22 protein-coding genes are annotated in these 26,165 nt (G+C 66.9%); 11 read left to right on the top strand and 11 right to left on the bottom strand.

What is annotated here, in order from left to right; translation table 11 throughout:
- Positions 1–419: 419 nt before the first annotated feature.
- From ASD55_RS06085 to ASD55_RS06070, 4 genes are read left to right on the top strand one after another with little or no spacing between them, the layout of a single operon-like run.
- Positions 420–2,603 (top strand): TonB-dependent siderophore receptor, encoded by a 2,184-nt coding sequence (locus tag ASD55_RS06085; RefSeq protein ID WP_056764357.1) that lies wholly within the window; start codon positions 420–422, stop codon positions 2,601–2,603.
- A gap of 4 nt (positions 2,604–2,607) precedes the next feature.
- A complete protein-coding gene (locus ASD55_RS06080) occupies positions 2,608–2,904 on the top strand; it encodes a hypothetical protein (protein ID WP_056764355.1) in 297 nt (98 codons plus the stop codon).
- 25 nt (positions 2,905–2,929) lie between these two features.
- Positions 2,930–3,193, top strand: a complete 264-nt coding sequence (locus tag ASD55_RS06075) for a hypothetical protein (protein ID WP_056764353.1) — start codon at positions 2,930–2,932, stop codon at positions 3,191–3,193.
- A 10-nt stretch (positions 3,194–3,203) separates the two neighbouring features.
- Positions 3,204–4,760, top strand: a complete 1,557-nt coding sequence (locus ASD55_RS06070; RefSeq protein WP_056764351.1) for a PepSY-associated TM helix domain-containing protein — start codon at positions 3,204–3,206, stop codon at positions 4,758–4,760.
- Here the strand turns inward: ASD55_RS06070 and nadD are convergent.
- From nadD to ASD55_RS06030, 8 genes are all read right to left on the bottom strand, one after another.
- Positions 4,748–5,377, bottom strand: a complete 630-nt coding sequence (gene nadD / locus ASD55_RS06065; protein ID WP_056764349.1) for a nicotinate-nucleotide adenylyltransferase — start codon at positions 5,375–5,377, stop codon at positions 4,748–4,750. The two genes, ASD55_RS06070 and nadD, sit on opposite strands and share 13 nt — an antisense overlap.
- Positions 5,374–6,384, bottom strand: coding sequence for a DNA polymerase III subunit delta (gene holA / locus ASD55_RS06060; RefSeq protein WP_056764348.1), 1,011 nt, complete (start codon positions 6,382–6,384; stop codon positions 5,374–5,376). Before holA ends, nadD begins: the two co-directional genes overlap by 4 nt.
- A complete protein-coding gene (gene lptE / locus ASD55_RS06055) occupies positions 6,384–6,932 on the bottom strand; it encodes an LPS assembly lipoprotein LptE (RefSeq protein ID WP_056764346.1) in 549 nt (182 codons plus the stop codon). The genes holA and lptE overlap by 1 nt, the downstream gene beginning before the upstream one ends.
- Complete coding sequence (leuS, locus tag ASD55_RS06050; RefSeq protein WP_082542671.1) at positions 6,929–9,694, bottom strand: leucine--tRNA ligase; 2,766 nt, start codon at positions 9,692–9,694, stop codon at positions 6,929–6,931. Before leuS ends, lptE begins: the two co-directional genes overlap by 4 nt.
- 98 nt (positions 9,695–9,792) lie before the next feature.
- Positions 9,793–10,407 carry a PqiC family protein gene (locus ASD55_RS06045; protein ID WP_056715239.1) on the bottom strand — a complete coding sequence of 205 codons (615 nt, stop codon included), beginning with the start codon at positions 10,405–10,407 and terminating at the stop codon, positions 9,793–9,795.
- Positions 10,404–12,101, bottom strand: a complete 1,698-nt coding sequence (locus ASD55_RS06040) for an MlaD family protein (protein ID WP_157598838.1) — start codon at positions 12,099–12,101, stop codon at positions 10,404–10,406. The genes ASD55_RS06045 and ASD55_RS06040 overlap by 4 nt, the downstream gene beginning before the upstream one ends.
- 4 nt (positions 12,102–12,105) lie before the next feature.
- On the bottom strand, positions 12,106–12,759 hold the full coding sequence (locus tag ASD55_RS06035) for a paraquat-inducible protein A (RefSeq protein ID WP_056764342.1): 654 nt from the start codon (positions 12,757–12,759) through the stop codon (positions 12,106–12,108).
- A complete protein-coding gene (locus tag ASD55_RS06030) occupies positions 12,756–13,373 on the bottom strand; it encodes a paraquat-inducible protein A (RefSeq protein WP_056764340.1) in 618 nt (205 codons plus the stop codon). The genes ASD55_RS06035 and ASD55_RS06030 overlap by 4 nt, the downstream gene beginning before the upstream one ends.
- A 124-nt stretch (positions 13,374–13,497) precedes the next feature.
- Between ASD55_RS06030 and trxA the strand changes: the two genes are divergently transcribed.
- Both trxA and ASD55_RS06020 read left to right on the top strand, forming a co-directional pair.
- Positions 13,498–14,361, top strand: coding sequence for a thioredoxin (gene trxA, locus ASD55_RS06025; RefSeq protein WP_056764338.1), 864 nt, complete (start codon positions 13,498–13,500; stop codon positions 14,359–14,361).
- Positions 14,362–14,629: 268 nt separating this feature from the next.
- Positions 14,630–15,082 carry a DUF4442 domain-containing protein gene (locus ASD55_RS06020; protein ID WP_056764336.1) on the top strand — a complete coding sequence of 151 codons (453 nt, stop codon included), beginning with the start codon at positions 14,630–14,632 and terminating at the stop codon, positions 15,080–15,082.
- Positions 15,083–15,090: 8 nt separating this feature from the next.
- On the opposite strand, the gene ASD55_RS06015 is transcribed toward ASD55_RS06020, so the two are convergent.
- The gene (locus tag ASD55_RS06015; protein WP_056764334.1) at positions 15,091–15,762 is read right to left on the bottom strand and encodes a hypothetical protein; all 672 of its coding nucleotides are present in this window, start codon (positions 15,760–15,762) and stop codon (positions 15,091–15,093) included.
- Between the two features lie 2 nt (positions 15,763–15,764).
- Positions 15,765–16,292, bottom strand: a complete 528-nt coding sequence (locus ASD55_RS06010) for a sigma-70 family RNA polymerase sigma factor (RefSeq protein ID WP_056764332.1) — start codon at positions 16,290–16,292, stop codon at positions 15,765–15,767.
- A gap of 120 nt (positions 16,293–16,412) precedes the next feature.
- Here ASD55_RS06010 and ASD55_RS06005 point away from each other — a divergent pair, with 120 nt between their 5' ends.
- Entirely contained in the window at positions 16,413–17,474 is a 1,062-nt protein-coding gene (locus ASD55_RS06005) for a tellurite resistance/C4-dicarboxylate transporter family protein (protein ID WP_056764330.1), read from the top strand.
- A gap of 22 nt (positions 17,475–17,496) precedes the next feature.
- Here ASD55_RS06005 and ASD55_RS06000 read toward each other — a convergent pair whose 3' ends face one another.
- Positions 17,497–17,793 (bottom strand): hypothetical protein, encoded by a 297-nt coding sequence (locus ASD55_RS06000; RefSeq protein ID WP_157598807.1) that lies wholly within the window; start codon positions 17,791–17,793, stop codon positions 17,497–17,499.
- 1,033 nt (positions 17,794–18,826) lie between these two features.
- Here ASD55_RS06000 and ASD55_RS05995 point away from each other — a divergent pair.
- The 4 genes from ASD55_RS05995 (at position 18,827) to ASD55_RS05980 (ending at position 25,903) form a co-directional block, all read left to right on the top strand.
- Positions 18,827–19,504: a DUF502 domain-containing protein gene (locus ASD55_RS05995; RefSeq protein WP_056764326.1), complete on the top strand. Its 678-nt coding sequence runs from the start codon at positions 18,827–18,829 to the stop codon at positions 19,502–19,504.
- Positions 19,501–21,315 carry a M14 family metallopeptidase gene (locus ASD55_RS05990; RefSeq protein WP_056764324.1) on the top strand — a complete coding sequence of 605 codons (1,815 nt, stop codon included), beginning with the start codon at positions 19,501–19,503 and terminating at the stop codon, positions 21,313–21,315. Before ASD55_RS05995 ends, ASD55_RS05990 begins: the two co-directional genes overlap by 4 nt.
- A gap of 132 nt (positions 21,316–21,447) precedes the next feature.
- Complete coding sequence (locus ASD55_RS05985; RefSeq protein ID WP_056717898.1) at positions 21,448–23,562, top strand: M13 family metallopeptidase; 2,115 nt, start codon at positions 21,448–21,450, stop codon at positions 23,560–23,562.
- A gap of 217 nt (positions 23,563–23,779) precedes the next feature.
- Positions 23,780–25,903, top strand: a complete 2,124-nt coding sequence (locus ASD55_RS05980) for a M13 family metallopeptidase (protein ID WP_056764322.1) — start codon at positions 23,780–23,782, stop codon at positions 25,901–25,903.
- Positions 25,904–26,165: the final 262 nt, after the last annotated feature.

The raw sequence follows: 26,165 nt of genomic DNA, 5'->3' as shown, positions 1-26,165 counted from the left end.
ATCTGCTCTTCGGTAAACCGCTTCTTCACGTCCAATCTCCTTCGGATGGGGGATTGGACTCCAAACCGACGTGCTACTCAAAACCGGGGGGACGTCGCCATGGCGTTACAGAGGGAGGCACCGGGTACCTCGCCGATCAATGCTGGATAAAAAAATCTCACTTTTCGGCCACCTTCGGCATACCCCCGCGGCATTGCGCCGCGGGGCAACGGCGCGGCATCGGTTGCCGGGCAAGCCGGCCACTCCTACAATAAGAATCATTCTCACCTGATGATTCCCTGGCATGGCGTGGCGGTCGACGCGCGCCTGTCGCCATCCGGTGCAGGAACACAGCCATCGCGCGATGGCGACCGGGTCGACATCCCGGCCCGCCTCGACGCGTGCAGCCGCTTCCCGCCAACCTGCTCACAAGGCTTCCGATGTCATCGATCCCCTCTTCGTCCGTGGCGAGCACCGCTCCGCGCCACTGCTCCGCGCTGCCGCACGCGATCCGCATGGCATGGCTGGCGACGCTGGTCAGCTTCGGCGTCTCAGCCCATGCCGCCGACACACCGGCCGCCACGAACACCGGCGGCGACGCGCAACAGAACGCCGCGACCACGCTGGAAGGCGTGCAGGTCACCGCGCCGATCGCGAAGGACAGCAACTCGGTGACCAAGACCGATACGCCGATCATCGAGATCCCGCAGTCGGTGTCGGTGATCACCGATGAGCAGATGAGCCTGCGTGGCATCCAGGGCATCGAGGAAGCGGTGTGGTACACCGCGGGCGCCCAGGGCGGCGGCTACGGCCCCGACTCGCGCAGCGACTGGCTGCTGGTGCGCGGCTTCACCCCGGCGCGCTACATGGATGGCTTGGCGCTGGCCGAAGGCTCGGGCACCGGCATCACCCGCATCGAACCGTACGGGCTGGAGCGACTGGAAGTGCTGAAGGGCCCCTCGTCCGTCGTCTACGGCGCGATGCCGCCGGGCGGCATGGTCAACATGGTCAGCAAGCGACCGACCGAACAGCCGCTGCATGAGGTGGGCGTGGAAGTCGGCAGCTTCGACCTGCGCCAGGGCACGTTCGACTTCGGCGGCCCGCTGAATGATTCCGGCACGCTGCTGTACCGGCTCACGGGCCTGGCCCGCAACAGCGACACCATGGTCGACCACATCAAGGACGATCGTTATTACCTGGCGCCGGCGCTGACCTGGAAGCCCGACAACAGCACCTCGCTGACCGTGCTGTCGCACTTCCAGAAATCCGCGACCGCGTCCGGCGGTGGCTTCCTGCCCGCCGAAGGCACCCTGCTGCCCAGCCCCAACGGCAGGATTCCGCGCCATCGCTTCACCGGCGAGCCGGGTCAGAACGATTACGACAAGACGCTGGCCTCGATCGGCTACGAGTTCCACCACGACTTCGCCAGCGGCCTGGCCTTCAACCAGAACCTGCGCTACGGCAAGGCCGACGTGGACAACAACGGCGGCAACGTGGGCGCGTTCGGCCTGCTCGGCGACGGTCGCACCCTGCTGCGCTACCTGTTCCCGAACGAGAACCACACGAAGACCTTCGGCGTCGACAACAACCTGCAGTACACCTTCGACGCAGGCAGCGTGCAGCACATCGTGCTGGCCGGCGTGGACTATCGCCGCGCAAAGGACGACTACGCCTCGGCGTTCGACTTCAACGTGGGCGGACTGGACGTGTTCGACCCGGTCTACGGCAGCCCGGTGACGGTGCCCGCGTACACCAGCCACACGCTGCAGACGCAAACGCAATTGGGCGTCTATCTGCAGGACCAGATCAAGCTGGGTCGCTGGGGCATCACCGTCGGCGGTCGCCAGGATCACGTGAAAACCGCCACCGACAACCTGCTCGGCGGCACCACCACGGGCCAGACCGACGACGCATTCTCCGGCCGCGTCGGCGTCAACTACCTGTTCGACAGCGGCCTGGCGCCATACGTCTCGTGGTCGCATTCGTTCCAGCCCACCGTGGGCACCGACTTCGCGGGCAAGGCGTTCAGCCCGACCACCGGCGACCAGTACGAAGCGGGCCTGAAATACCAGCCGGCCGGCGGCAACGGCCTGCTCAGCGCATCCGTCTACCAGATCACCCAGCAGAACTCGCTGACGATCGACCCGAATCACACGCTGTACCAGGTGCAGCAGGGTGAAACGCGCCTGCGCGGCGTGGAGCTGGAAGGCCGCTGGAACATCGGCCGCAACCTCAGCGTGTATGGCGACTACACGTACAGCGATTCGGAAGTGACGCGCAGCAACGACCTGCCCTCGCTGGGCAGGCAGATCGCCCTGCTGCCGAAACAGCAGGCCTCGCTGGGCGCCGACTACACCATCGTCGGCGGAACCCTGGCCGGGCTCGGTTTCGGCGGCGGCGTGCGTTACGTGGGCGAGCACTACGGCGACATCTACAACGACTGGAAGACGCCGTCGTACACCCTGCTCGACGCGGCCGTGCACTACGACACCGGTGGCTGGCGACTGCAGTTGAACGTCAGCAACCTCACCGACAAGACCTACGTTTCGGCCTGCAACAGCGCCGTGTGGTGCTACTACGGCTACGAGCGCACGGTCACCGCCAGCGCGCGTTACCGCTGGTAAGCGCATGACGGCCTGGCTCGGCGTGGTGGCCTTCGCGATGGCGGCACTGTCCGCCGTCGCGTTGTACGCCGGCTCGCCGCATTGCATGTGGCGCGTGCTGCGCGGCCGGCCGCGCGGCGCACGGCTGATCGGCACGCTGCTTGCGCTGGCATCCCTGCTTGCCTGGACGCAGTTGTTCGGCATCGCCGCCGGCCTCGGCGCCACGCTCGCCAACCTGATGCTGGTGCTGGTCGCGCAACCGTACCTGGCCCTGTTCATCGGCAGCCCGGATGCCGACACCACGGCGGACGACAAAGCATGAGCCGCCGCCGCAGGAAAGCGAGCTGATGTGGGCGCGGCTCAGCGCCGGCATCGTGCCGGGTTTCTTCCTCGCCGCCGCGCTGCTCGGGCTGATCAGCTGGCTGCTGCCCGGCAGGTGGGAATCGACCATCATGGTCGGCCTGCTGGCATTCTTCCCGCTGTGGATCGGCATCGTCTGCGCCGCGCTGCGGTTCTCCAGCGGACGGCGCGCGTGGCTCTGCCTGGGCATCGCGGCCGTGGCGGGCTTAAGCCTGCTGCGGTTGCTGCAGGCATCGGGTTGGGTCGGCTGAGCATGTCACGATGAAATTGAAACCGGCCACCTTGCGCACCTTCACCACCCTGCATTCGTGGGTGGGCATGCTGGCGGGCTTCGCGCTGTTCGTGGCGTTCTACGCCGGCGCGATCACCGTGTTCCATCATTCGCTGCAGCAATGGGCCAGCCCGCAGCTTGCCGCCACCGCCTCGCTGGATGATGCGCAACAGCTGCTCGACCAGGTGCTGGCGCGCCACCCGGAAGCACGCGAACACCTGGGCATGACCTTCCCCGGCTACGAGCTGGCCGAGCCCACCGCGTACTGGCAGGACGCACAAGGCGTCTGGCAATTCGCCACCCCGCAACAGCTGGCCGGCAGCCCGACCCCGCCGGGCGCCAGCCTGCCCGAGCTGGTCAACGAACTGCATTACACGCTGGGTCTGCCGCTGGTCGGCACCTGGCTCATGGGACTGATCAGCCTGCTGTACGGCGTCGCGCTGGTGTCGGGTTTCGTGATCCATCTGCCGCGGCTGTTCAAGGATCTGTTCGCGCTGCGCCCGGGGCGCAACCTCAAGCGCTTCTGGCAGGACGCACACAACGTGATCGGCGTGCTGAGCCTGCCGTTCCACATCGTGTTCGCGGTCACCGGCGCGCTGCTGTGCCTGCTGTTCGTGCTGATGCTGGCGCTGAATCCGCTGGTCCACGACGGCAAGCTGATGGCCGCGTCGGCCGCGGCGATGGACACCGCGCCGATCGTGCAGAAGGCGGATGTTTCCGGGCCGCTGTCGCCGCTGGCGAACTGGCATGCACGCGCGATCGCGGTGGCGGCGGAACATGGCGTCGCCGATTTCGTGCCCGGCTACCTGAAGCTCGCCCATGCCGGCGATGCCCATGCCGTGGTCGAGATCACCGGTACCTCGCCGCGCGGACTCGGTGCCGGCGCGGTGGCGCTGGATGCCACCAGCGGCGCCGTGCTGGCCACCCAGCTGCCTGGTTCGCGCGACGCCAACCACGCCGTGCTGTCGGCGGTCTACGCGCTGCACTTCGGCGACTACGGCAATGTCGCGGTGCGATGGCTGTACTTCCTGCTGGGCCTGGGCGGCGCCTTTTTGTTCTATTCGGGCAACCTGTTGTGGATCGAGTCGCGGCGCAAGCGGCGGCAGGCCGAACAGGGGCGCTCCTCGATCGTCCTGGCGCGCGCCACGGTCGGCGTATGCCTCGGCGTCTGCGTGGCGATCTCCGCGGCCTTCGTGGCGGCGCAACTGCTGCCCGCGCTGGGCTGGCGTGTCAATGCCGGGGAACGCTGGATCTGCTTCGGCAGCTGGGCGCTGTGCGTGGCCTGGGCAGCTTGGCGCGCGCCCCTGCGTGCTGCCCGGGAACTGTTGTGGCTGGCGGCGATCGTCACCGCGCTGGTTCCGCTGGCCCATGGCCTCGTCACCGGCTGGTGGTTCTGGCGCAGCGCCGCGGCCGGTCACGGCGCGTTGCTGGCGATCGACCTGGGCGCGCTGGCGCTGGCGGCGGGCTTCGCCTCGCTGGCACGTGCGGCGTCACGGCGCAGCCGCCACGGTGACGGCAACAGCGTGTGGGCAGATCAGGCCCGGTAAGGAGCCAGCAAGGCGGGTTCGTCGAACAGCCCGGCCGGCAGCAGGTAACGCGGGTCGCGGCCGGCGGCCAGCAACTCGCGGATGCGGGTGGCGGAGATCTCCAGCGGCGTCACCGCCAGTTCGATGACCTTGCCGGCCGGCACACCGCGCACATCCGCGGTGTCGACGACGCGCCTGCCCGCCACCTCGTCTTCCAGTTCATCCGGCAAGGTGGCCGATACGCCGGGCCGGCTCAGCACGCCGACATGGGCCACCGCGAACAGTTCGCGCCAGCGATGCCAACTGGCCAGGTTGGCGAAGGCATCGGCGCCGACCAGCAGCACCAGCGGCCGCTCGCCCTGCTCCGCGCGCAACTCGTGCAAGGTGTCGATGGTGTACGAAGGGCCGGCGCGATCCAGCTCGCGCGTGTCCATGGTGAGCCGTGCCTGGCCCTGCAGCGCCGCGCACAGGATCGCCACCCGCTGCGCTGCCGAAGCCATCGGCGCGTCGCGATGCGGCGGCACGCTGGCCGGCATCAGGCGCACCTCGGCGTCGAGCAGTTCGGCCGCTTCCCACGCCACGCTGAGATGTCCCAGGTGCACCGGATCGAAGGTGCCGCCGAAGATCGCGAGGGTCACGCCAGCGCCCTGGCTGCCCGCGGCTCCGCCAGTGCGGCGATCAGCCGTTCGGCCTCCTGCCACGGATTGCCCTGCTCGCGCCCCTTGACCATGCGGTCGATGCGCGAGGCGCGCGCCAGGCATTGCAGCCAGTGTTCGCGGGGCGCGCGGCGCAGCGCCTGGCGGAACAGGTTCTCGCGCGCCTGCCACAGGTGTTCGGCGCGGAACTGGGCAGCCAGGTCCGATGCATTGGCCAGGCGCAGGGCGAGCTGCAGCTGATTGACCAGCCAGCCCATCAGCGCCAGCAGCTCGTCGCCTTCCGAGCGCAGCCCGGCCAGGATGCGCAGCGCGCGGGCACCGTCACCCAGGAAGGCCGCATCGGTGAGCTTGAACACGTCGTAGCGGGCGTTGTCGGCGACCAGGTTCTCCATCTCGGCGGCATCGATGCGGCCTTCGCCGTGCAGCACCGCGAGCTTGTCGATTTCCTGCGCGGCGGCCAGCAGATTGCCCTCGACGCGCTCCGCCAGCAGGGCCACCGCGTCAGGCGTGGCGGACAGCTTGCGCGAGGCCAGCCGTGCGGTGATCCAGCTGGCCCATTCGTTCGGTCGCGGCGCGTTGAACACCACCATCGTGCCGCTGGCGTCGAGCTTCTTGCTCCAGGCGCCGTCGTGCTTGTTGCTCCACTCCATCGCGGTGATCAGCAAGGTGACGTCCAGCGGCGGATCGGCGCAGAACGCGGTGATCGCCTTGGCGCCCTCGATGCCGGGGCGGCCGGTGGGCAGGCGCAGATCGATCAGCCGCCGACTGGCGAACAGCGACATCGCCGCGCCGGAACGGGCCAGGTCGTTCCAGTCGAAATGCTGGCCAACCTCGAGCACCTCGCGCTCGCTGTAGCCGAGCCGGCGCGCCTGCGCGCGCAGGGCGTCGGCAGCTTCGAGCACCAGCAGTTGCTCGCCGGCCAGCAGGTAGACCGGCTGCAGGCTGTCGCCCGCCAGCGCCTTCTGCCATTGACCGGGGTTGAGCGGCATCAGCGCGTGCTGGCGGCGCTGGCCGGCTCGGCCAGCTGGTGCTTGCTGGCCGCCTGCAGGCGGAACAGGATCGCCTGCACCATGTCGTCATTGAGGCTGCGCTGCAGCTCCTGCACCTGCGATTCGTTGCCGACGGTATTGCTGGCGTCGTAGCTGTACTCGCGCGACATGTCGATGCGCTGGACCGGCAGCAGCGGATGGCCGTCCGCATCGGTCACGTCGAACTCGACGTGGTAGCGCACCGCGTACTCGGTGATCCGCACGTAACCGCCGGCGCTCAGCGTCTCGGTGCTGAACCGTGCCGTCGGCACGTGCAGCTCGGCGATGCCCGGGCCGGCGGCGTCCTCGATCGTGACGTCCGAGGTTTCCAGCGCACGGGTCAGCCGGCGCTCGAGCTCGCCGCCGCCATTGACGGTGACGTGCATGCGCTGCATCTGCGCGGGCAGGTTCGCGTTCTCGCGCAGGTGGAAGCCGCAGGCGGACAGCGCCAGCGTGGTGGCCAGCAGCGACACGAGCTGGAACAGGCGAGCGGTTTTCATGAAGTTCATCCTGCGACGATGTTGACGATCTTGCCGGGCACCACGATCACCTTGCGCACGCTCAGGCCTTCCAGGAAATGGGCCACCTGCGGCTGCGCCAGCGCCATGGCCTCGGCGTCTTCCTTCGAGGCGCCGGCGGCGACCTCGATGGTAGCGCGCAATTTGCCGTTGACCTGCACCGCCAGCGTCAGCGTGTCGCGCACCAGCGCGGCCTGATCGACCTGCGGCCATGGCTGGTCTTCCAGCACGCTTTCGGGGTGGCCCAGCACCTGCCACAGCGCGTGGCTGACGTGCGGCACCACCGGGTTCAGCAGCAGCACCATCGCCTCGAGCGCCTCGTGGCGCACGGCGCGGCCCTGGTCACTCTGGTCGTTGAACTTGCCCAGCGCATTGAGCAGTTCCATCAGCGCCGCGATCGCGGTGTTGAACGCGTGGCGGCGACCGAAGTCGTCACTGACTTTCTGGATGGTCTCGTGCAATTGGCGACGCAAGGCTTTCTGGCCTGCGTCCAGGCTGGCCGGATCAGTCACCGCATGATCGGGTCCTGCCGCGTGCGTAGCCACTTCGCGCCACAGCCGCTTGAGGAACCGGGCCATGCCTTCGACGCCGGCCTCGCTCCATTCCAGCGACTGTTCCGGCGGCGCGGCGAACATCGAGAACAGGCGCACGGTGTCGGCGCCGTACTTGTCCACCATGGTCTGCGGGTCGATGCCGTTGTTCTTCGACTTCGACATCTTCTCGGTGCCACCGATCTTCACCGGCTCACCATCGGCCTTGAGTACCGCACCGATCACGCGCGCCTTGTCGTCACGCTGGATCTCGACATCGGCCGGATTGATCCAGTCCTTCGAGCCGTCGGCGTTGTCGCGGTAGAACGTCTCGGCGATCACCATGCCCTGGCACAGCAGGTTCTGCGCCGGTTCGTCCGAATGCACCATGCCCGCGTCGCGCAGCAGCTTGTGATAGAAGCGGAAGTACAGCAGGTGCATGATCGCGTGTTCGATGCCGCCGACATACTGGTCGACCGGCAGCCAGTAGTTGGCGCGTTCGTCGATCTGCGCATTCGCGCCGGGGCTGGTGTAGCGCGCGTAGTACCAGCTCGACTCCATGAAGGTGTCGAAGGTGTCGGTCTCGCGTTCGGCCGGGCCGCCGCACTGCGGGCAGGTGGTCTTGCGCCACTCCGGATCGGCCTTGATCGGCGACTGCACGCCGGAGAACGCGACGTCCTCGGGCAGCACCACCGGCAGCTGGTCTTCCGGCACCGGCACCGCCTCGCACTTCGGGCAGTAGATCACCGGGATCGGGCAACCCCAGTAGCGCTGGCGGCTGACGCCCCAGTCGCGCAGGCGGAAGTTGACCCGGCGCTGGCCACGGCCCTCGGCCTCGAAGCGCCTGGCCAGTGCTTCCAGCGCCTGCTGGAAGTCGAGCCCGTCGTACTCGCCGGAATTCACCAGGATGCCGCGCTCGGTGAAGGCGCACTGCTCCATCACCCGCTGCTCGAAATCCTCGATGACCTGCACCGCGGACTTCGTATCGTAGGCGTCGGTATCGCCGCCGCCGAGCGCCGCGCGCATCGGATCGGCGCCGACGCCAAGGGACAGGTCGTGGCCGATTTCGCGCACCGCGTCGAGCACGCTGCGGTCGACCACCACCATCCTGATCGGCAGGCTGTAGCGCTTGGCGAATTCCCAGTCGCGCTGGTCGTGGCCGGGCACCGCCATCACCGCGCCGGTGCCGTAGTTCATCAGCACGAAGTTCGCCACGTACACCGGCAAGGCGTCGCCGGTGATCGGATGCACCGCGCGCAGACCGGTGTCCATGCCGCGCTTTTCCTGCGTCTCCAGCTCGGCTTCGGAGACGCCGCCCTGGCGCAGGCCAAAGATGAACTCGGCCAGCGCCGGACGCGCCAGCGCCGCGTACTGGGCCAGCGGATGCTCGGCCGCGATCGACAAGAAGGTCACGCCCATCAGCGTGTCCGGCCGGGTGGTGAACACCGTGATCGGTTCGACCGGCGCCTCGTCGTCATTGACGTCGAAGCGGATTTCCAGGCCCTCGCTGCGACCCAGCCAGTTGCGCTGCATGGTCTTCACCGCATCGGGCCAGCCCGGCAGCGTGTCCAGGCCATCGAGCAATTCGGGCGCGTAGTCGGTGATCTTCAGGAACCACTGCGGGATCTCGCGCTTCTCCACCACGGCGCCCGAGCGCCAGCCGCGGCCGTCGACCACCTGCTCGTTGGCCAGCACGGTCTGGTCGATCGGGTCCCAGTTCACCACCGCGTTCTTGCGGTACGCCATGCCCTTCTTCAGCAGGCGGGTGAACATCAGCTGTTCCCAGCGGTAATAGTCCGGCCGGCAGGTGGCGAACTCGCGGGTCCAGTCGATCGCGTAACCCAGCGACTTCAGCTGGCTGCGCATGTGGTCGATGTTGGCGTAGGTCCATTTGGCCGGCGCGGTCCTGTTCTTGATCGCGGCGTTCTCGGCGGGCAGGCCGAACGCGTCCCAGCCCATCGGCTGCAGCACGTTCTTGCCCTGCATGCGCTGGTAACGGCTGATCACGTCGCCAATGGTGTAGTTGCGCACGTGGCCCATGTGCAGCGCGCCGGACGGGTACGGCAGCATCGACAGGCAGTAGAACTTCGGCCGCGTGTCGTCCTCGACCACCTCGTACGCGCGCTGCGCGGTCCAGTAGTGCTGGGCGGCGGCCTCCACGGCCCGCGGGCGATAGCCGGTTTCGTCCTGCTCGGGGGTGGTCGGGGCTTGGGTGTCCTGCATGATCATGCTGCCATATGCGATTGATGCGGACCGGCGAAAGCCGGCCCGAGGGAACTGGTCAGACTAGCCCAGCGCGGGCCGGCCGCCAAGCCGGAACGCTATTCCTGCGGGCACGCGGCGGCCTGCCCCGCGCCCAGCGCACGCCCGGCCGCGGCGATCTGCGCCGCGATGCGGGCGATCGCCCGCTGGTGACCTTGAACCAGGGCCGGATAGCCCGGCCCCACCGGCTCGCTGACCAGGCTGGTGCACGACAGCGTGGCCGCTTGCGCGCCGTGCAGCAGGCGCACGCTCCACGCGCCTTCGATCAGTGCCTGGCCGCCGGGTTGCGAATCGAACCGGCGCAGGTCCAGCTTGATCCGCAGCAGCGGCTGACTGCCGGCCGGCAGGCCGCTGACGTCCTGGCTGTGCAGCTCGCGCGCCAGGTCGGCGGCCAGCGCACTGCGCACTTCGTCGCCCAGTGGCGCGATCCAGCGTTCGCTGCCAAGCACGGCCATGCCTTCGGCGCCCTCGCGCACCACCAGCTGCGGCTGGTCGACCTGGGCCGGGATACCCACCGGCAACAGCTCGAACGGCAGCGACCCGGCGGCCGGGGTCGGCGCGCCCGCATCGGCCGGCGCCACCAGGGTGTAGTAATGCAGAGGTGCGGAAGCGCAGGCGGCCAGCAGCAGGGCCGCCGCCAGCGTGGCTGAAACCTGCGTGACGCGACGGATCATGGCTTGCTCCCTGAGGCCGGCTGCGGCGCCGGCGCGGCGGTTTTCGGTGCGGTGGTTTTCGGAGTCGACGGCGCCGGGTCCGGACGACGGCCGCGGATCAGCGACTCCGGATGGCCGCCCAGGTAGTCGGTCAGCACGCGCAGCGAACGCGCCATGCGCTGCACCTGTTCCAGCGTGGCGCCCAGGTTCTGCTGCAGCGGCGAATCACTGGCCAGCGCATCGTTGGCCGTGCCCATGGTCTGCTGCACGCCGTGCAAGGTGTCCGTCACCGCCGGCAGCGTCTCGCCGTTGACCTTCCTGATCGTGGTGTTGAGGCCGGCCAGGGTCTGATCCAGGTTCTTGCCGATGCTGTCGAACGGGATCTTGTCGAGCTTGTCGACGATCTCGGCCAGCTGCTCCTGCAGCTTGTCGAAGCTGCCCGGCACGGTCGGCAGGGTCAGCGGTTTCGCGCTCGGGTCGAACGCCACCTTCGGTGTCTTCGGCACGAAGTCCAGCGCCACATACAACTGCCCGGTGAGCAGGTTGCCGGTGCGCGCCTGGGCGCGCAGGCCGTGGTCGACCAGCCGGCCGATCATCTGCGAAAGGTCGGGATTCTCCCCCCGCTGCTGCGCCAGCGCCTCCAGCTTGTCGTAGGCGGCACCGAGCCGTTGCGGATAGATCACCGCGCCCACCACCACCGGGAAGCGCTGCTTCTGCTCGTCGTAATCCAGCCGCACCGACACCACCTTGCCGATGTTGATGCCGAGGAACTCCACCGGCGCATCGACCGCCAGGCCGCGCACCGACTGCTCGAAGCGCATGCGAATGTAGTGCGGCGTGCCATCCGGCGGCGCCATCGCGGTGGCCTGGTCGCCGAACAGCTTGAAGGCGTTGTCTTCCGGCGCCGGCGTGCCGTCGTGAGGGCCGGGCGGGTCCTGGAAGGCCACGCCGCCGGCCAGCACGGTGGCCAGCGACTGGGTATTGAGGGTCAGTCCGTTCGCGCCCAGCGATACATCCACGCCGCTGGCATTCCAGAAGCGCGAGGAACGGGTGACAAAGCGGTCATTCGGCCCATCGACGAAGATCTGCAGCGAGACGCCCTTGCCGTCCTTGTCCAGCTGGTAGGACACCACCCGCCCCACCTGGATGCGCCGGTAATAGATCGGCGAGCCGATGTCGAGCGAACCCAGGTCGTCGCTGTGCAGGACGAAACTCCGACCGGGCGCGCCATGGGTCACCGGCGGCGGAATCTCCAGGCCCTTGAAGTCGTCCTTGTACTCGGTGGAGTCGCCCACGTCGGCACCGATGAACGCGCCGGACAGCAAGGTGTCGATGCCGGACACGCCGCCCAGCCCGATGCGCGGACGCACGACCCAGAACCGCGTGTCGGCGGTGGCGAAACCCTCGGCGCTCTTCTCCAGCGCCACGTTCACCAGCACGTGGCTGCGGTCGCTGCTGAGGTGGATCTTGTTGACCCGTCCGATCACCACGTTCTTGTACTTCACCGGCGTCTTGCCCGCTTCCAGCCCTTCGGCGCTCTGGAAGCTGATCACCACGTGCGGGCCCGCCTGCAGCCAATTGCTGACCACCAGCGACAGGCCGACCAGGGCCGCCAGCGCCGGAATCAGCCAGATCAGCGAGGCGTTGAAGCGGCGCCGCTTCACCACCGGCCGCGGCAAGTCGCCATCGTCTGGCGGTACCGGTTGGGTTTGCATGTCGTCAGTCATCCGAATCCTTGCCGTCCCAGATCAGGCGGGGGTCAAAACTCATCGAGGCAAACATGGTCAGCACCACGGTCAGCCCGAAAAAGATCACGCCCGGCAGCGGTTCCACCAGGCTCAACACGCTGAAGCGCACCAGCGCCGTCAGCAGCGCCACCACGAATACGTCCAGCATCGACCAGTAGCCGATCAGCTCGACCAGCCGGTACAGCTTCGCACGCTGCAGACGGGCCCAGCCGCTGCCCTGCTGGCTGCTCACCAGCAGCACGCTGAGGGCGAGGAACTTCAGCACCGGCACCACGATGCTGGCGGTGAACACGATCACCGCCAGGTTCGGCGAGCCGGCCCGCCACAACTCCACCACCCCGCTGATGATGGTGTTGTCGTCGATGTCGTTGAGGCTGGCGGTGCGCATGATCGGCAGCACGTTGGCCGGGATGTACATCAGGAACGCGGCGATCAGCAGCGCCCAGGTCCGCGCGAAGCTGTCCGGCTTGCGCCGGCGCAGCGTGCTGGCGCAGCGCGGGCAGGCCATCGCATCGTCCACGCCGTCGCCGTCCAGTTGCGCGTCGCCCGGCACGTTGCGGCACACCAGCCCGCATACCGTGCAGGCGATCAGGCCCAGCTCGGCGGCGCGCGGCAAGGCGCTCATGCGGCCGACTCCAGGTTCTCGTTCCACAACTGGCGCAGATCCACGCCCGCGAAGATGGTGATCAGCAGGGTCAGGGCCGCGTAGGCGTAAATGCCCGGATCGGCGGTGACTTCGAAATAGGTGTGCGCCTTGACGATCGCCACCAGCGCACCCAGCACGAACACCTCGCTCATCGTCCACGGGCCCAGCCGGTGCAGGATCACCATCAGCGGCACGAAACCCGGCGCGCGGCGGCCGGCGCGGGCAAACCACAGCAGCCAGCCCAGCAGGGACATCTTCAGCAGGGGGAAGAAGAACAGCGTGGCGGCCACCAGCACCGAGACGATCTGCGAATGCTCGCGCCACATCGCCAGGATCACGCCCCACAAGGTGGTGCTGCTGTGCTGGCCGCTCAGGCCCAGGGTCACGATCGGCCACAGGTTGGCCTGCACGAACACGATCGCCGCGGTCAGGATCAGCGCCAGCATCGCGTTCACGCTCAGCAGATGGTGCCGCTCCAGCTCCGCGGCACACAGTGCACAGCGCGCCACTTCCCCACGCTCCAGCACGCGCCGGCGGTAGACCGTGTCGCAGTGCTCGCAGATCAGCAGCTTTTCTGGATAGGCCTTGCCCATGCACCCGGTGCCTTGCTTCGGCGTGACAGTCCGTGGATTCTCGCAAATCTGGCGTGAACGCGCTGCTTGATATGCTGCGCGGGAACCCTGATCTGAACCGACATTCACCAAGCTGGAGTTTCCCGTGACCGATGCTGCCACCGTTTCCCACGTCTTCGACGTGGACCAGCAGACCTTCGAAGCCGACGTGCTGCAGGCCTCGCTGAGCACGCCGATCCTGGTCGACTTCTGGGCCACCTGGTGCGAACCGTGCAAGACGCTGGGCCCGATGCTGGAAAAGCTCGCCTCCGAATTCAACGGCGCGTTCCGGCTGGGCAAGGTCGACGTGGACACCCAGCAGGAGCTGGCCGGCATGTTCGGCATCAAGAGCATCCCCACCGTGATGCTGGTGAAGGATGGCCAGGTGCTCGACGGCTTCGCCGGCGCCCTGCCCGAAGGCCAGCTACGCGAATTCCTGCTGCGTCACGTGCAGCCGCTGGAAGCCGCCGCGGGCGATGAAGTCGCCGCCACCGCCGAGGAACCCGCCCAGGCCGTGAACCGCCTGCAGCAGGCGATCGCCGCCGAGCCGAACAAGCCCGAGCTGAAACTGGACCTGGCCGTGGCCCTGATGCGCAACGAGCAGATCGACGCGGCCGAAGCCGAACTCGCCGCCCTGCCCGCCAACCTCGCCACCGACTCACGCGCCGTGCGCCTGCGCAGCGAACTGGAGCTGGCCCATTCGCTGAAGGACGCGCCGGAACGGGCGGCGCTGCTGCAGCGCCTGCAAGCCAACGCCGAAGACTGGGAAGCCCACGATCAACTCGGCGTGCGCCTGTTGCTCGAAGGCGACGCCGCCGGCGGACTCGACCAGTTCCTGCTGATCCTGCAGAAGGCCCGCGACTGGAACGACGGCCAGGGCAAGAAGCGCCTGCTGGCGGCCTTCGCCACCCTCGACGACGCCGAACTGGTCAGTCGCTACCGACGGAAGATGGCGTCGCTGTTGTTCTGATTGTTGGGCACGAGGAACGCCAAAGCATTCCACCGCCACAAGGCCACCTGCTCCCTCCCCTGCCTGCAGGGGAGGGCTGGGGTGGGGTCGCTCCTGCTCCTGGTTTTCAAATCCCGGAGCACTGAAGCTCCCCTCCCAACCTCCCCCTGCTCGCCCTCCGGGCAAGCAGGGGGAGGAGCAAGGCGGGCGCGAGGCGAGGCATGCCAATCCGTACGCCACCGTATGCTCATGTAAGATCCGTCATTCCCCCGGCATCCGACGAATCCCCATGCGCGCCTCCACCTTCCGCCGCCTGCTCAACCTGTGGCCGCCGTTCCTGTTCAACGCGATCCGCCTGCAGTCGCTCAGCGACGACTACACCGAGGCGAAGGTGGTGCTGCGGCTGCGCCCGTGGAACCGCAATTACGTGAAGAGCCAGTTCGGCGGCAACCTGTTCGCGATGGTCGACCCGTTCTGGATGCTGCTGGCGATGCACCAGCTGGGCAGCGACTACTTCGTGTGGGACAAGGCCGGCACGATCGACTTCGTGGCGCCGGGTTACGAGGACGTCTACGCCCACTTCAAGCTCGAACCCGGCGTGGTCGACGAACTGCGCGCGGCCGCCGCCGGCGGCGAGAAGGTGTTGCGCTGGTTCGAGACCGAAGTGACCACCGCGTCAGGCAAGGTCATCGCCGTGGTGCGCAAGCAGATCTACGTGCGGCTCAAGCCACGAGTGCGCTGATCCCGGGCTCAGCCGTTCTCCCGCTCGAAGCGCATCACCGCTTCGAGTTCGGCCTCGGCGCGCTGCACGGCTGCGCCGGCCAGGCGGTTCGCAAGCCATGGCAGTCGGCCCATCCGACGCAGCACGAGGCAGGCCAGGCCCACCGCGGCCAACGGGACGACCGCGGACAGCACCAGCCAGCTCGCCGTCCCCGGGCGAAGGTGGTCCCACAGGCTCACCCCGACGCGGTCGCCTTCGTATTGCGCAAGCATCAGCAAGGCAGGAATCCAGATCACGCAGCCGATGACCGCAAAGACCGGCGCCTCCACCTTGACCCGCCATGCGCGGAGATCGGCGATACGCCGCTGGATTTCCAGCACCGGCGAGGCATAGTCGATCGCCTGCACCAGCGCGAGCGCCCGCGCCGGGAAGAACACCGACAGGGTGCCGAAGACCTGCATGACGATCCCGCACGCCATCGAGCCGGCATCGCCCAGGTGGGTCGACCAGAAGCTGATGCCCCACAGCATCATCGCGATACCCAAGGGGATCTGCAGGGCAAAGGTCCATGCCAGCGGCTGCAGACGCCGGCGCACGTGCTCCAGCTTGCCGTCCCGAAACAGCTGCAGGTTCAGCGAATGCTGTTGCGCCAACCGGCGATCCAGCACCTGCCAGGCCAGCTTCATGTCATCCAGTTCCATCGTCATGCTCCGGTGGTTTGTGCAGCGGTCATCTGGCCGCGCAGCTTCTGCTTGATGCGGCTGATCTTGGTCGCCACGTTGGTTTCGCTGATGCCGAGGATCTCGGCCATCTCGGTGTAGTTGCGGTCTTCCAGGTAAAGCAGGATCAGCGCGCGATTGAGCGGATCGAGCTGGCCGATGAAGGCATACAGCGCGGCCAGCCGTTCGTCCGGTTCGGCGATGCCCTCGCCCCCGCCGACCGTCTCCAGGTGATGCGTCTCCAGCGGCTCGAAGCGGTCGGATTCCGACCAGCGCTCGCGCCGCGCCTGCGAGATCGCCACGTTCAACGCGATGCGGTACATCCAGGTGGAAAACTTCGCGCGCGCCTCGTCATAGCCGCCGAACGAGCGCCACAGTTGCGCGCTGATCTCCTGCGCCAGGTCGTCGCGGTCGGCAGCGCTGCGGCTGTACAGGCCGGCGACCTTGAACACGATCCGGCGATGTTCGTGCAGCAGCGACTCGAAACGTTGCTGGTGTTGTCTGGCCGTCATGGACGCTGATCTTCCCCTTGTTCATCCCATGATTCGCACGGCCGCGAAAAAAATCACGGCGGTTTGCCACCCGGCAGGCGCACTATGCATTGCATCCGCCCCTTCGCCACGGAGGCTGCGATGACGGCTGTCGATTTCGTGTTGTCCCGCGCGCGCCACCTGAGCCCCGGCAGCTTCGCCCTGGTCATGGCCACCGGCATCGTCTCGATCGACGTCGACCAGCACGGCCTGCGCGCGCTGGCGCTGGCGCTGTTCGGCGCAAACCTGCTGGCCTGGCTGATCCTGCTGGCACTGACCGCCGTGCGACTGGCCCGCTTCCGCCACGAACTGGTCGCCGATTTCGTGCACCCGGGCCGCGGCGCCGGCTTCCTCACCCTGGCCGCGGCCACCTGCGTGCTGGGCAGCCAGTGCGTGATGGTGGTGCACCTTCCAGCGCTGGCGCGTGCGCTGGCCCTGCTCGGCGCGCTGTTCTGGGCGGCGCTGATCTATCTGTTCTTCGCCGCCACCATCACCGCACGGATCAAGCCCGGCTTCACCCGCAGCATCAACGGCGGCTGGCTGGTCGCGGTGGTGTCGACCCAGGCGCTGGCCGTGCTGATGACTTTGCTGATCGCCGACGATCCCGCCGCCGGCCCCGGCTGGCTGTTCGGCGCGCTGTGCCTGTACCTGCTCGGCGGCGCGCTGTACCTGCTGATCATCACCCTGGTCGTCTACCGCATGGTGTTCTTCCCGCTGCGCGCCCGCGAATTCACCCCGCCGTACTGGATCGACATGGGCGCCCTGGCCATCACCACCCTCGCCGGCAGTCTGCTCGTGCTGCATACGTCGGCCACCAGCCCGCTGCATGAGCTGATGCCGTTCGTGAAAGGTTTCACCGTGTTCTTCTGGGCCACCGCGACGTGGTGGATTCCGCTGCTGGTGCTGCTTGAGCTCTGGCGCCACGCCTGGCGCCATGTGCCGCTGCGCTACGAGGTGGATGACTGGGACATCGTGTTTCCGCTGGGCATGTACACGGTCGGCACGTACGAGCTGGCGCGGGCGCTGCAGCTCGATTTCCTGCGGGTGATTCCGGCCATCGGCGTCTATGTCAGCCTGCTGGTGTGGGTACTCGTGGCCGGCGGCGCCTTCGCTCGCGGGTATCGCGGTTTCCGCGTTGAGGGGCGACGGCATCCGTTGCGGTGACACCCTCGCCGCGCGACCGCGCTCACTGCAGGCGGATGTGCGCGGCCGTTTCGCGCATGTGGTCGCGATGGGCCATGTCCTTGCCCAACCGGTAGCCCACGTTGAACATCATCGCCACCAGTACGAGCACGAAGCCGCCGAAGACGAGCGCCGTGCCGGCCTTGCGATGCGCCGGCTGCCGCCGCCATGCCATGCCCGCCAGGGTAATCGTTACACCAGCGATGCCGGCCAGGGGTTGACCGCAGGCCAGCGCAGCAAAGAGCAGGGCGGCGGCGACGATGGCCAACACAGATTGATCCCGAGGGGTGGCGTTTGACATGGGCATTCCTTGGCGGTGTGAGTGTGGCTGGGTGATGCTGGCGCATAGCCTAGTGGATCGCGCGCGCTGGTCGCACGTTCGTGCTGGTGGGAGTTGATGCGCGGAACTCGGGATTTCGCGCTGGCGTCTGGCGCTGCGCGCTGCGGCCACTTTTTGTCTTGTGGGATTTTCCGGGGTCAAAAGCGTTGAAGCAAGAGCTTTCGTCCTCCTTCGGAGGGCGAGTCACTTTCTTTCGCGTTTGCCCTGATGCGCTTGGAAGCAAGAGCTCAAGTGCAGAGCGGTCGATCGCCTTCAGCGACCGAGTCACTTTTCTCTTGAGTGGCCAAGAGAAAAGTAACCAAAAGAGAAGGCCACCCCGCTTGGCGCTTGTTGGGCATCCTGCCCAACAAGTCCGTGAGCCGGGGCCGGGCTTTTCGACAGCACATCCTTGTGCTGGCGAAAAGGCATCGGCATCCATGCCGATGCCCGCTACGCGGCCTGTCGACCCCGTCTCACCGCCGCACAAGGGACCCCGGGTAGAGCAGCGGGCCATCGTGGCCCGCACTCGGTGATGTAGCTGAAATGCAAAGGCAAAAACCAGAGCAAAAGCTCCGGGTTGCCGCCGCTCTGCTCTTGATCCGGCTCTTCTGAAAAGTACGCGCAGGATGCGCGTCGCTCTACCCGGGGCCCCTCTGCAGCGGCGAGGCGGGGTCGACAGGCCGCGTAGCCGCGTAGCGGGAGCCGACAGGGATGTCGGCTCCTTTTCGCCAGGGCAGGATGCCCTGTCGAAAAGCCCGGCCCCGACTCGCGAACCTTGCGGACAGGACGTCCGCAAGGCGCGGAAGCGGGGTGGCCTCTCTTTGGGCAACGTTTCTCTGGCCACACAGAGAAAGGTGGCTCGGCTGCCGTAGGCAGACGAAAGCTTTTGCTCCTAGCGCCGCAGGCAAGCAAAGCAAAGGCATCGCGCACAGGGCGCGCCCGTTACCGACCGGCGACGCGGCGACTCGCCCCCACCTACAATGCGGGCATCCCCCGCATCCCGGACCATCACCCCATGCGACCGTTTCGCGTCAAGCGCTACCTGCTCACCGGCCTGCTCACCTTCATCCCGCTGTGGGTGACCTGGCTGGTGTTCAAGTTCATTCTCGGGATGCTGGCCGGCATCGGCGCACCGCTGGTGGCGGGTTTGCTCGGCACGCTGGCGCTGGTGGCACCGCGCACCGCCGAGTCGCTGAACATGGAGTGGCTGAATTTCATTCTTGCGCTGGTGATCACCCTGGTGGCGCTGTACCTGCTCGGCTTCATTGCGAACCGGGTGATCGGCCAGCGCTTCCTCACGGCATTCGACGGGTTGCTGGCGCGCATCCCGCTGGTGCAGACGATCTACGGCGGCACCAAGAAGCTGATGGCGGTACTGCAGAACAAGCCCAGCGGCATGCAGCGGGTGGTGCTGATCGATTTTCCCCGTCGCGGGATGAAGGTGGTGGGTTTCGTCACCCGGGTGATGATCGAGGAAGGCAGCGGTCGAGAGATGGCGGCTGTCTATATTCCGACCACACCCAACCCCACCGGCGGCTATCTGGAACTGGTGCCGGTGGATGAGCTGACGCCGACCGACTGGACCATGGACCAGGCGATGGCCTTCATCATTTCCGGCGGCGCGGTGGCGCCCGACACCTTGCCGGCCTCGCCATCCCAGTTGCGCCAGGACACCCCGGAGCCGCACGCATGAATCTCCGCCACTTCCTGTGTTTCGCCCTGCTCGGCGCAGCGGCGTGCGGCGCGAACGCCGCCGACACTGACTGGACCACGCCGGCGGAAGCCGCGCAGTTCCGCACCACGCCGAGCTACGCCGACACGCTGGCCTACCTGCAGCGGCTGCAGCAGGCGGCGCCGGGGATGGTCCATCTGGAAACCTTCGGCAGCACGCCTGAAGGCCGGCCAATGACGGTGGTGATCGCCAGCGCCGACGGCACGTTCGACCCGGCCGCCGCACGCGCCGCGCACAAGCCGGTGGTGCTGGTGCAGGCCGGCATCCATCCGGGCGAGATCGAGGGCAAGGACGCGGGGCTGATGCTGCTGCGCGATATCGCGATCACGAAGAAGTATCCGCACGTGCTCGATCACCTGGTGCTGGTTTACATCCCGGTGTTCAGCGTGGATGGCCACGAGAATTCCAGCCCGTACCACCGCATCAACCAGAACGGTCCGGCCAGCATGGGTTTCCGCGGCCAGTCGCAGTACCTCAACCTCAACCGCGACTACGTCAAGGCCGATGCGCCGGAAATGCGCGCGTGGCTGAAGCTGTGGCAGCAGTGGCTGCCGGATTTCCTGATCGACGTGCACACCACCGACGGCGCGGACTACCAGTACGACCTCACCTGGTACACCGAGGACCCGCACAAGCTCGATCCGGCGGTGAGCCGGTGGCAGCAGGACGCGATCGTCAGGCACGCGCTGCCGGCGTACGAGAAGCGCGGCCACCTCGCCTCGATCTACCTGGAGTTCAAGGACGGCGCCGATCCACGCAAGGGCATCATGAACTTCAGTTCGGGACCGCGCTTTTCCACCGGCTACGCGGCGCTGCAGAACCGGCCGGCGCTGCTGATCGAAACGCACATGTTGAAGTCCTATGCGAACCGCGTGCACGCCGTGTACGACCTGGTCGAGCTGATGCTGGAGCAGGTCAACCGCCATCCCGCCGCCCTGCTCGCCGCCACCGCGAAGGCCGATGCCGATACCGTCGCTCGCGCCGCCGACGCGGACGCCACGGTGCCGCTCACGTTCAGGCCCGATCCGCAATCCACGCCGTACACGCTGAAGGGTTTTGCGTTCACGCTGACCCCCAGCGACATCTCCAACAATCCGTGGATCCGCTACGACCCGAGCCAGCCGAAGACGTACACCATCCCGAACTGGAATGGCCTGCTGCCGGCCATTTCCGTGACGCCGCCGGCGGCCTACGTGGTGCCCGTGCAGTGGACGCAGATCATCGACAAGCTCGACGCGCACGGCATCGTCTACCGGCGCACCCGCGCGCCGATGACGATCCACGCGACGGGCTATCAGCTGGATGACCCGCAGTGGGCGAACAAGTCGTTCGAAGGGCACGTGATGCTGCGCGACTTCAAGCTGCATCCCGTGCCGCGCGAAGCCACCCTGCCGGCCGGTTCGGTGATCGTGCCGATGAACCAGCGGGCGGCCAACGTGGCGATCAACCTGCTCGAACCGCAGGCGCCGGATTCGCTGCTGCAGTGGGGTGACCTCGATGCGATCTTCGAGGCCAAGGAATACGGCGAACCGCGCGTGCTGGAAAAACTGGCACGCGAGATGATGGCGAAGGACCCTGCACTGAAGGCCTCGTTCGAACAGAAGCTGCACGACGACCCCGCCTTCGCCGCCAACGGTTACGCCAGGCTGCACTGGTTTTTCCAGCGCTCGCCCTGGTACGCCGACCAGCACGTGGGCGCCTACCCGGTGCTGCGGCTGGACCCGGCGCAGCTCAGGGCACTGCCGGGCCAGGCTTCCCCTGCCCACCCCTGACCTATGACACTGTATCGCCCATGACGTTTGGCCTAGCGTCGGCGGTCTTGACGGCCGCCGGGGGGAACGCGGGGGCACGATCATGAAAGCTCCCCGGCCACCGCCGGCATCCATCCATACAGAGGGATATCCATGACCAAGCAGTATCTGAAGCCCATCGCGCTGGCGATCAGCGTGGCGCTTGCCCTGACCGCCTGCGGCAAGCAGGAGTCGGCGCCGGCCGCCAGCACCAGCGCGCCCGCCGCAGCCGCCACCACCGCGGCAGCCGACCTCGGCAAGAGCATCTTCGACGTCAGCGAACTGGATCCGAAGATCAACGCCTGCGCCGACTTCAACGGCTTCGTCAACAGCCAGTGGGTGGCCGCCAACCCGATCCCGGCCGACCGCACCCGCTGGGGCGCGTTCGACAAGCTGGCCGAGGACAGCCTGAACACCCAGCACACCATCGTCGAGGACGCCGCCAAGGGCGCCGACCAGGCCGCCGCCGGCTCGATCGAGCAGAAGATCGGCAACCTGTACAAGTCCGGCATGGACGAGGCCGCCATCGACAAGGCCGGCTTCGATCCGATCAAGCCGAAGCTGGCTGCGATCGACCAGCTGAAGAACGGCAAGGACGTAGCCGGATACCTCGACAAGAGCTTCGCCGAAGGCGACATGCAGGTGTTCCAGTTCGGCTCCGGCGCCGACTTCAAGCACGCCGAAACCCAGATCGGCTACACCTTCCAGGCGGGCCTGGGCCTGCCGACCAAGGATTACTACACCGACCCGAAGCAGGCTGACCTGCGCAAGGCCTACCTCGACTACATCGCCAAGACGCTGCAGCTGACCGGCGTGTCCGCCGCCGACGCGAAGAAGCAGGCCGATGAAGTGATGGCGTTCGAGACGAAGCTGGCTGCCGCGTCGCTGGCACCGGTGGAACTGCGCACACCGGAAAACCAGTATCACTTCGTCAGCGTCGCCGAAGCGAACAAGGTCACCCCGCACTTCAACTGGGAGAACTTCTTCAAGGCCCAGGGCGTGACCATCGACAAGGGCTTCTCGCTGTCGCAGCCGAAGTTCTTCGCCGAGTTCGACAAGCTGCTGGCCAGCGCACCGGTCAGCCAGTGGCAGGCCTACCTGCGCTTCCACACCATCGATGACGCCTCCGACGCGCTGAGCAAGAATTTCCGCGACAACAAGTTCGCCTTCTACGGCAAGACGCTGTCGGGCCAGCCGGAGCAGAAGCCGCGCTGGAAGCAGGTGCTGGGCGCGGTCAACGGCTCGATGGGCATGGCGCTGGGCGAGCTGTACGTCAAGACCGAGTTCACCCCCGAAGCGAAGAGCCGCGCCGAGGAGCTGGTGACCAACGTGCGCAACGCGCTGAAGGCACGCATCCAGAACCTCGACTGGATGAGCGACGAGACCAAGGCCAAGGCGATCGCCAAGTGGGACACCTTCCTGCCCAAGATCGGCTACCCGGACAAGTGGCGCGACTGGACCGGCCTCGCGATCGTGCCGGACAACTACTACGCCAACCTCGAAGCGGCCGGCAAGTTCAACTACGAGTACGACATCGCCAAGATCGGCAAGCCGACCGACCGCAAGGAATGGGGCATGACCCCGCAGACGGTCAACGCGTACTACAACCCGACCGACAACACGATCAACTTCCCGGCCGCGATCCTGCAGCCGCCGTTCTTCGACGCCAAGGCGGACGACGCGATCAACTACGGCGGCATCGGCGCGGTGATCGGCCACGAGGCCAGCCACGGCTTCGACGACGAAGGCAGCCAGTTCGACGGTGCCGGCAACAACGTCAACTGGTGGAGCGAGGCCGACCGTGCCAAGTTCGACGCCCGCACCGCCAAGCTGGTGCAGCAGTTCAACGACTACACGCCGATCAAGGACCAGCCGGACGCGCACGTCAACGGCAAGCTGACCCTGGGCGAGAACATCGCCGACCTGGGCGGCCTGAACGTGGCCTACGACGCGCTGCAGGCAGCCCTGAAGCAGCACCCGGAGGAAGCGGGCAAGAAGATCGACGGCTACACCGAGGACCAGCGCTTCTTCCTCAACTGGGCCCGCGTGTGGCGCGGCAACATCCGCGAGAAGCAGGCGCTGCTGCGCCTGAACACCGATCCGCATGCACCGGCCTCGCTGCGCGCGATCGGCGCGCCGTCGAACATGCCGGCGTTCGCCACCGCGTTCCAGTGCAAGCCTGGCGACGCGATGGTGCGCGGCGACGACAAGCAGGTGAAGATCTGGTAATCCGGCGGTCATCCAGGTCGCGATGCATCGCGACCTGATGCGACCCCAGGGCCCCGCATGCAGATGCGGGGCCTTTTTTTCCCGGTCGGCGCCCCTGACCTTTGACACTGTCTGGCCCATGACGTTTGGCCTAGCGTGGATGGGCATGCGTCCGCGTCCGGGGGGACTTGTGACGCGGCCGAACAAGCACACTCACCACCACTTACAAGGGACATCCATGACCAAGCAGTATCTGAAGCCCGTGGCACTGGCGCTCGCCGTCAGCCTGGCGCTGGCCGCCTGCGGCAAGCACGACGCCGCCGACAACGCGCCGGCGCCGGCCAGCACCGCGCCGGCAGCGGCCGGCACCACCGCCGCGGCCGACCTCGGCAAGAGCATCTTCGACGTCAGCGAACTGGGCGACAGCGCGCTGGCCTGCCAGGACTTCAACGGCTTCGTCAACGCGAAATGGGTCAAGGCCAACCCGATCCCGGCCGACCAGACCGTGTGGGGCGCCTTCAGCGTGCTGCACGAGAAGAGCCTGGCCGACCAGCACCAGCTGGTGGACGACGCGGAAAAGAACGCCGACAGCGCCAAGGCCGGTTCGATCGAGCAGAAGATCGGCTGGCTGTACCACTCCAGCATGGACATGGACGCGCGCAACAAGGCCGGCTTCGAGCCGATCAAGGCCGACCTGGCCGGCATCGACGCGCTGAAGTCCAACAAGGAGCTTTCGACCTGGCTGAACCAGTCCTTCGCCAAGGGCGACGGCGCGGTGTTCAACTTCGGTTCGGGCGCCGACTTCAAGGACGCCAAGATCCAGATCGCCTACACCGAGCAGAGCGGCCTCGGCCTGCCCACGCCGGACTACTACACCGATGCGAAGAACAAGGAAGTACGCGACGCCTACGTCAAGTACCTCGCCAAGCTGTTCGAGATGACCGGCAGCAGCGCTGCCGACGCCGGCAAGCAGGCCGCGCTGGCGATGAAGTTCGAGACCGACCTGGCGCAGCACTCCATCCCGCGGGTGGAAATGCGCAAGCCGGAGAACCAGTACCACTTCGCGACCGTGGCTGAAGCGAACAAGGTCACCCCGCACTTCGACTGGAACGCGTTCTTCAAGGCGCAGGGCGTCACCATCGACAAGGGCTTCTCGCTGTCGCAGCCGAAGTTCTTCGCCGAGTTCGACAAGCTGCTCGCCAGCGCGCCGATGGACGAATGGAAGGCCTACCTGAAGGCCCGCACGATCTCCAACTCGGCCGCTGCCCTGTCCGAACCGTTCGTCGATGCGCAGTTCGATTTCTACGGCAAGACCCTGCGCGGCCAGCCGCAGCAGCAGCCGCAGTGGAAGCGTTCGCTGGGTTCGGTCAACGGCGCGATGGGCATGGCGCTGGGCGAACTGTACGTGGCCAAGTACTTCACCCCGGAAGCCAAGGCTCGTGCCGAAGAGCTGGTCACCAACGTGCGTGATGCGTTGAAGACGCGCATCGAGAACCTCGACTGGATGAGCGCGGAGACCAAGACCAAGGCGCTGGACAAATGGTCCAAGTTCCTGCCGAAAATCGGTTATCCGAAAACCTGGCGCAACTGGGATGGCCTGACCATCACCAAGGACAGCTACTACGCCAACATGCAGGCGGCGTCGAAGTTCAACTACGAGTACGACATCGCCAAGATCGGCAAGCCGACCGACCGCCAGGACTGGGGCATGACCCCGCAGACGGTCAACGCGTACTACAACCCCACCGACAACACGATCAACTTCCCGGCCGCGATCCTGCAGCCGCCGTTCTTCGATGCGAAGGCGGATGACGCGATCAACTACGGCGGCATCGGCGCGGTGATCGGCCACGAGGCCAGCCACGGCTTCGACGACCAGGGCAGCCAGTTCGACGGCGACGGCAACAACCTCAACTGGTGGAGCGACGCGGACAAGAAGCAGTTCGAAGCCCGCACCGGCAAGCTGGTCGATCAGTTCAACGGCTACGCGCCGCTGGCCGACCACCCCGAGCTGCACGTCAACGGCAAGCTGACCCTGGGCGAGAACATCGCCGACCTGGGCGGCCTCAACATCGCCTATGACGCGCTGCAGACCGCGCTGAAGAAGAACCCGACCGAAGCGGCCTCGAAGATCGAGGGCTACACCCAGGACCAGCGCTTCTTCCTGAACTGGGCCCGCGTGTGGCGTGGCGACATCCGCGAAAAGGCGCAGATGGTTTATCTGAATGCCGATCCGCACTCGCCGATGAAGTTCCGCGCGATGGGCGCGCCGTCCAACATGCCGACCTTCGCCAGCGCGTTCCAGTGCAAGGCCGGCGACGCGATGGTGGCCCCGGCCGACAAGCAGGTGAAGATCTGGTAATTCCATATCGACACCGGCCGCAATCCATCGCGGCTTGAAACGAAGGCCCCGCATGCGAATGCGGGGCCTTTTTCATGGCGTGCGCCCCGCCGTTGCAGCGCGAGATGGCAAATGCGGGCTTGCCGGGTATTGCAAATCATTCTCATTAAAGTATCTTAGGCACCTTCTCCGGCCGCCAGCGCATTCGCCCAGCAAGCCGGAATGTTCGCCATTTCCAGGTTGTTTTCCGTCGGACGACACGACGCACGCTGATTTGCTTCGG

It is taken from the genome of Rhodanobacter sp. Root561, assembly GCF_001427365.1.
Taxonomy (GTDB): domain Bacteria; phylum Pseudomonadota; class Gammaproteobacteria; order Xanthomonadales; family Rhodanobacteraceae; genus Rhodanobacter.
The sequence above is the reverse complement of the archived record's forward strand: the minus strand, read 5'-3'. Positions and strand labels throughout refer to the sequence as shown.

Bases quoted from the DNA above. Each gene is read 5' to 3' on its own strand.
- ASD55_RS06010 (WP_056764332.1), bottom strand. From the start codon at position 16,292: ATGACGGCCAGACAACACCAGCAACGTTTCGAGTCGCTGCTGCACGAA.
- lptE (WP_056764346.1), bottom strand. From the start codon at position 6,932: ATGAACTTCATGAAAACCGCTCGCCTGTTCCAGCTCGTGTCGCTGCTG.
- ASD55_RS06000 (WP_157598807.1), bottom strand. From the start codon at position 17,793: ATGTCAAACGCCACCCCTCGGGATCAATCTGTGTTGGCCATCGTCGCC.
- ASD55_RS05985 (WP_056717898.1), top strand. From the start codon at position 21,448: ATGACCAAGCAGTATCTGAAGCCCATCGCGCTGGCGATCAGCGTGGCG.
- leuS (WP_082542671.1), bottom strand. From the start codon at position 9,694: ATGCAGGACACCCAAGCCCCGACCACCCCCGAGCAGGACGAAACCGGC.
- ASD55_RS05990 (WP_056764324.1), top strand. From the start codon at position 19,501: ATGAATCTCCGCCACTTCCTGTGTTTCGCCCTGCTCGGCGCAGCGGCG.
- holA (WP_056764348.1), bottom strand. From the start codon at position 6,384: ATGCCGCTCAACCCCGGTCAATGGCAGAAGGCGCTGGCGGGCGACAGC.
- ASD55_RS06020 (WP_056764336.1), top strand. From the start codon at position 14,630: ATGCGCGCCTCCACCTTCCGCCGCCTGCTCAACCTGTGGCCGCCGTTC.
- ASD55_RS06045 (WP_056715239.1), bottom strand. From the start codon at position 10,407: ATGATCCGTCGCGTCACGCAGGTTTCAGCCACGCTGGCGGCGGCCCTG.
- ASD55_RS06080 (WP_056764355.1), top strand. From the start codon at position 2,608: ATGACGGCCTGGCTCGGCGTGGTGGCCTTCGCGATGGCGGCACTGTCC.
- ASD55_RS06005 (WP_056764330.1), top strand. From the start codon at position 16,413: ATGACGGCTGTCGATTTCGTGTTGTCCCGCGCGCGCCACCTGAGCCCC.
- ASD55_RS06030 (WP_056764340.1), bottom strand. From the start codon at position 13,373: ATGGGCAAGGCCTATCCAGAAAAGCTGCTGATCTGCGAGCACTGCGAC.
- ASD55_RS06085 (WP_056764357.1), top strand. From the start codon at position 420: ATGTCATCGATCCCCTCTTCGTCCGTGGCGAGCACCGCTCCGCGCCAC.
- ASD55_RS06015 (WP_056764334.1), bottom strand. From the start codon at position 15,762: ATGGAACTGGATGACATGAAGCTGGCCTGGCAGGTGCTGGATCGCCGG.
- ASD55_RS05980 (WP_056764322.1), top strand. From the start codon at position 23,780: ATGACCAAGCAGTATCTGAAGCCCGTGGCACTGGCGCTCGCCGTCAGC.
- ASD55_RS06075 (WP_056764353.1), top strand. From the start codon at position 2,930: ATGTGGGCGCGGCTCAGCGCCGGCATCGTGCCGGGTTTCTTCCTCGCC.
- ASD55_RS06070 (WP_056764351.1), top strand. From the start codon at position 3,204: ATGAAATTGAAACCGGCCACCTTGCGCACCTTCACCACCCTGCATTCG.
- ASD55_RS06035 (WP_056764342.1), bottom strand. From the start codon at position 12,759: ATGAGCGCCTTGCCGCGCGCCGCCGAGCTGGGCCTGATCGCCTGCACG.
- ASD55_RS06040 (WP_157598838.1), bottom strand. From the start codon at position 12,101: ATGCAAACCCAACCGGTACCGCCAGACGATGGCGACTTGCCGCGGCCG.
- ASD55_RS05995 (WP_056764326.1), top strand. From the start codon at position 18,827: ATGCGACCGTTTCGCGTCAAGCGCTACCTGCTCACCGGCCTGCTCACC.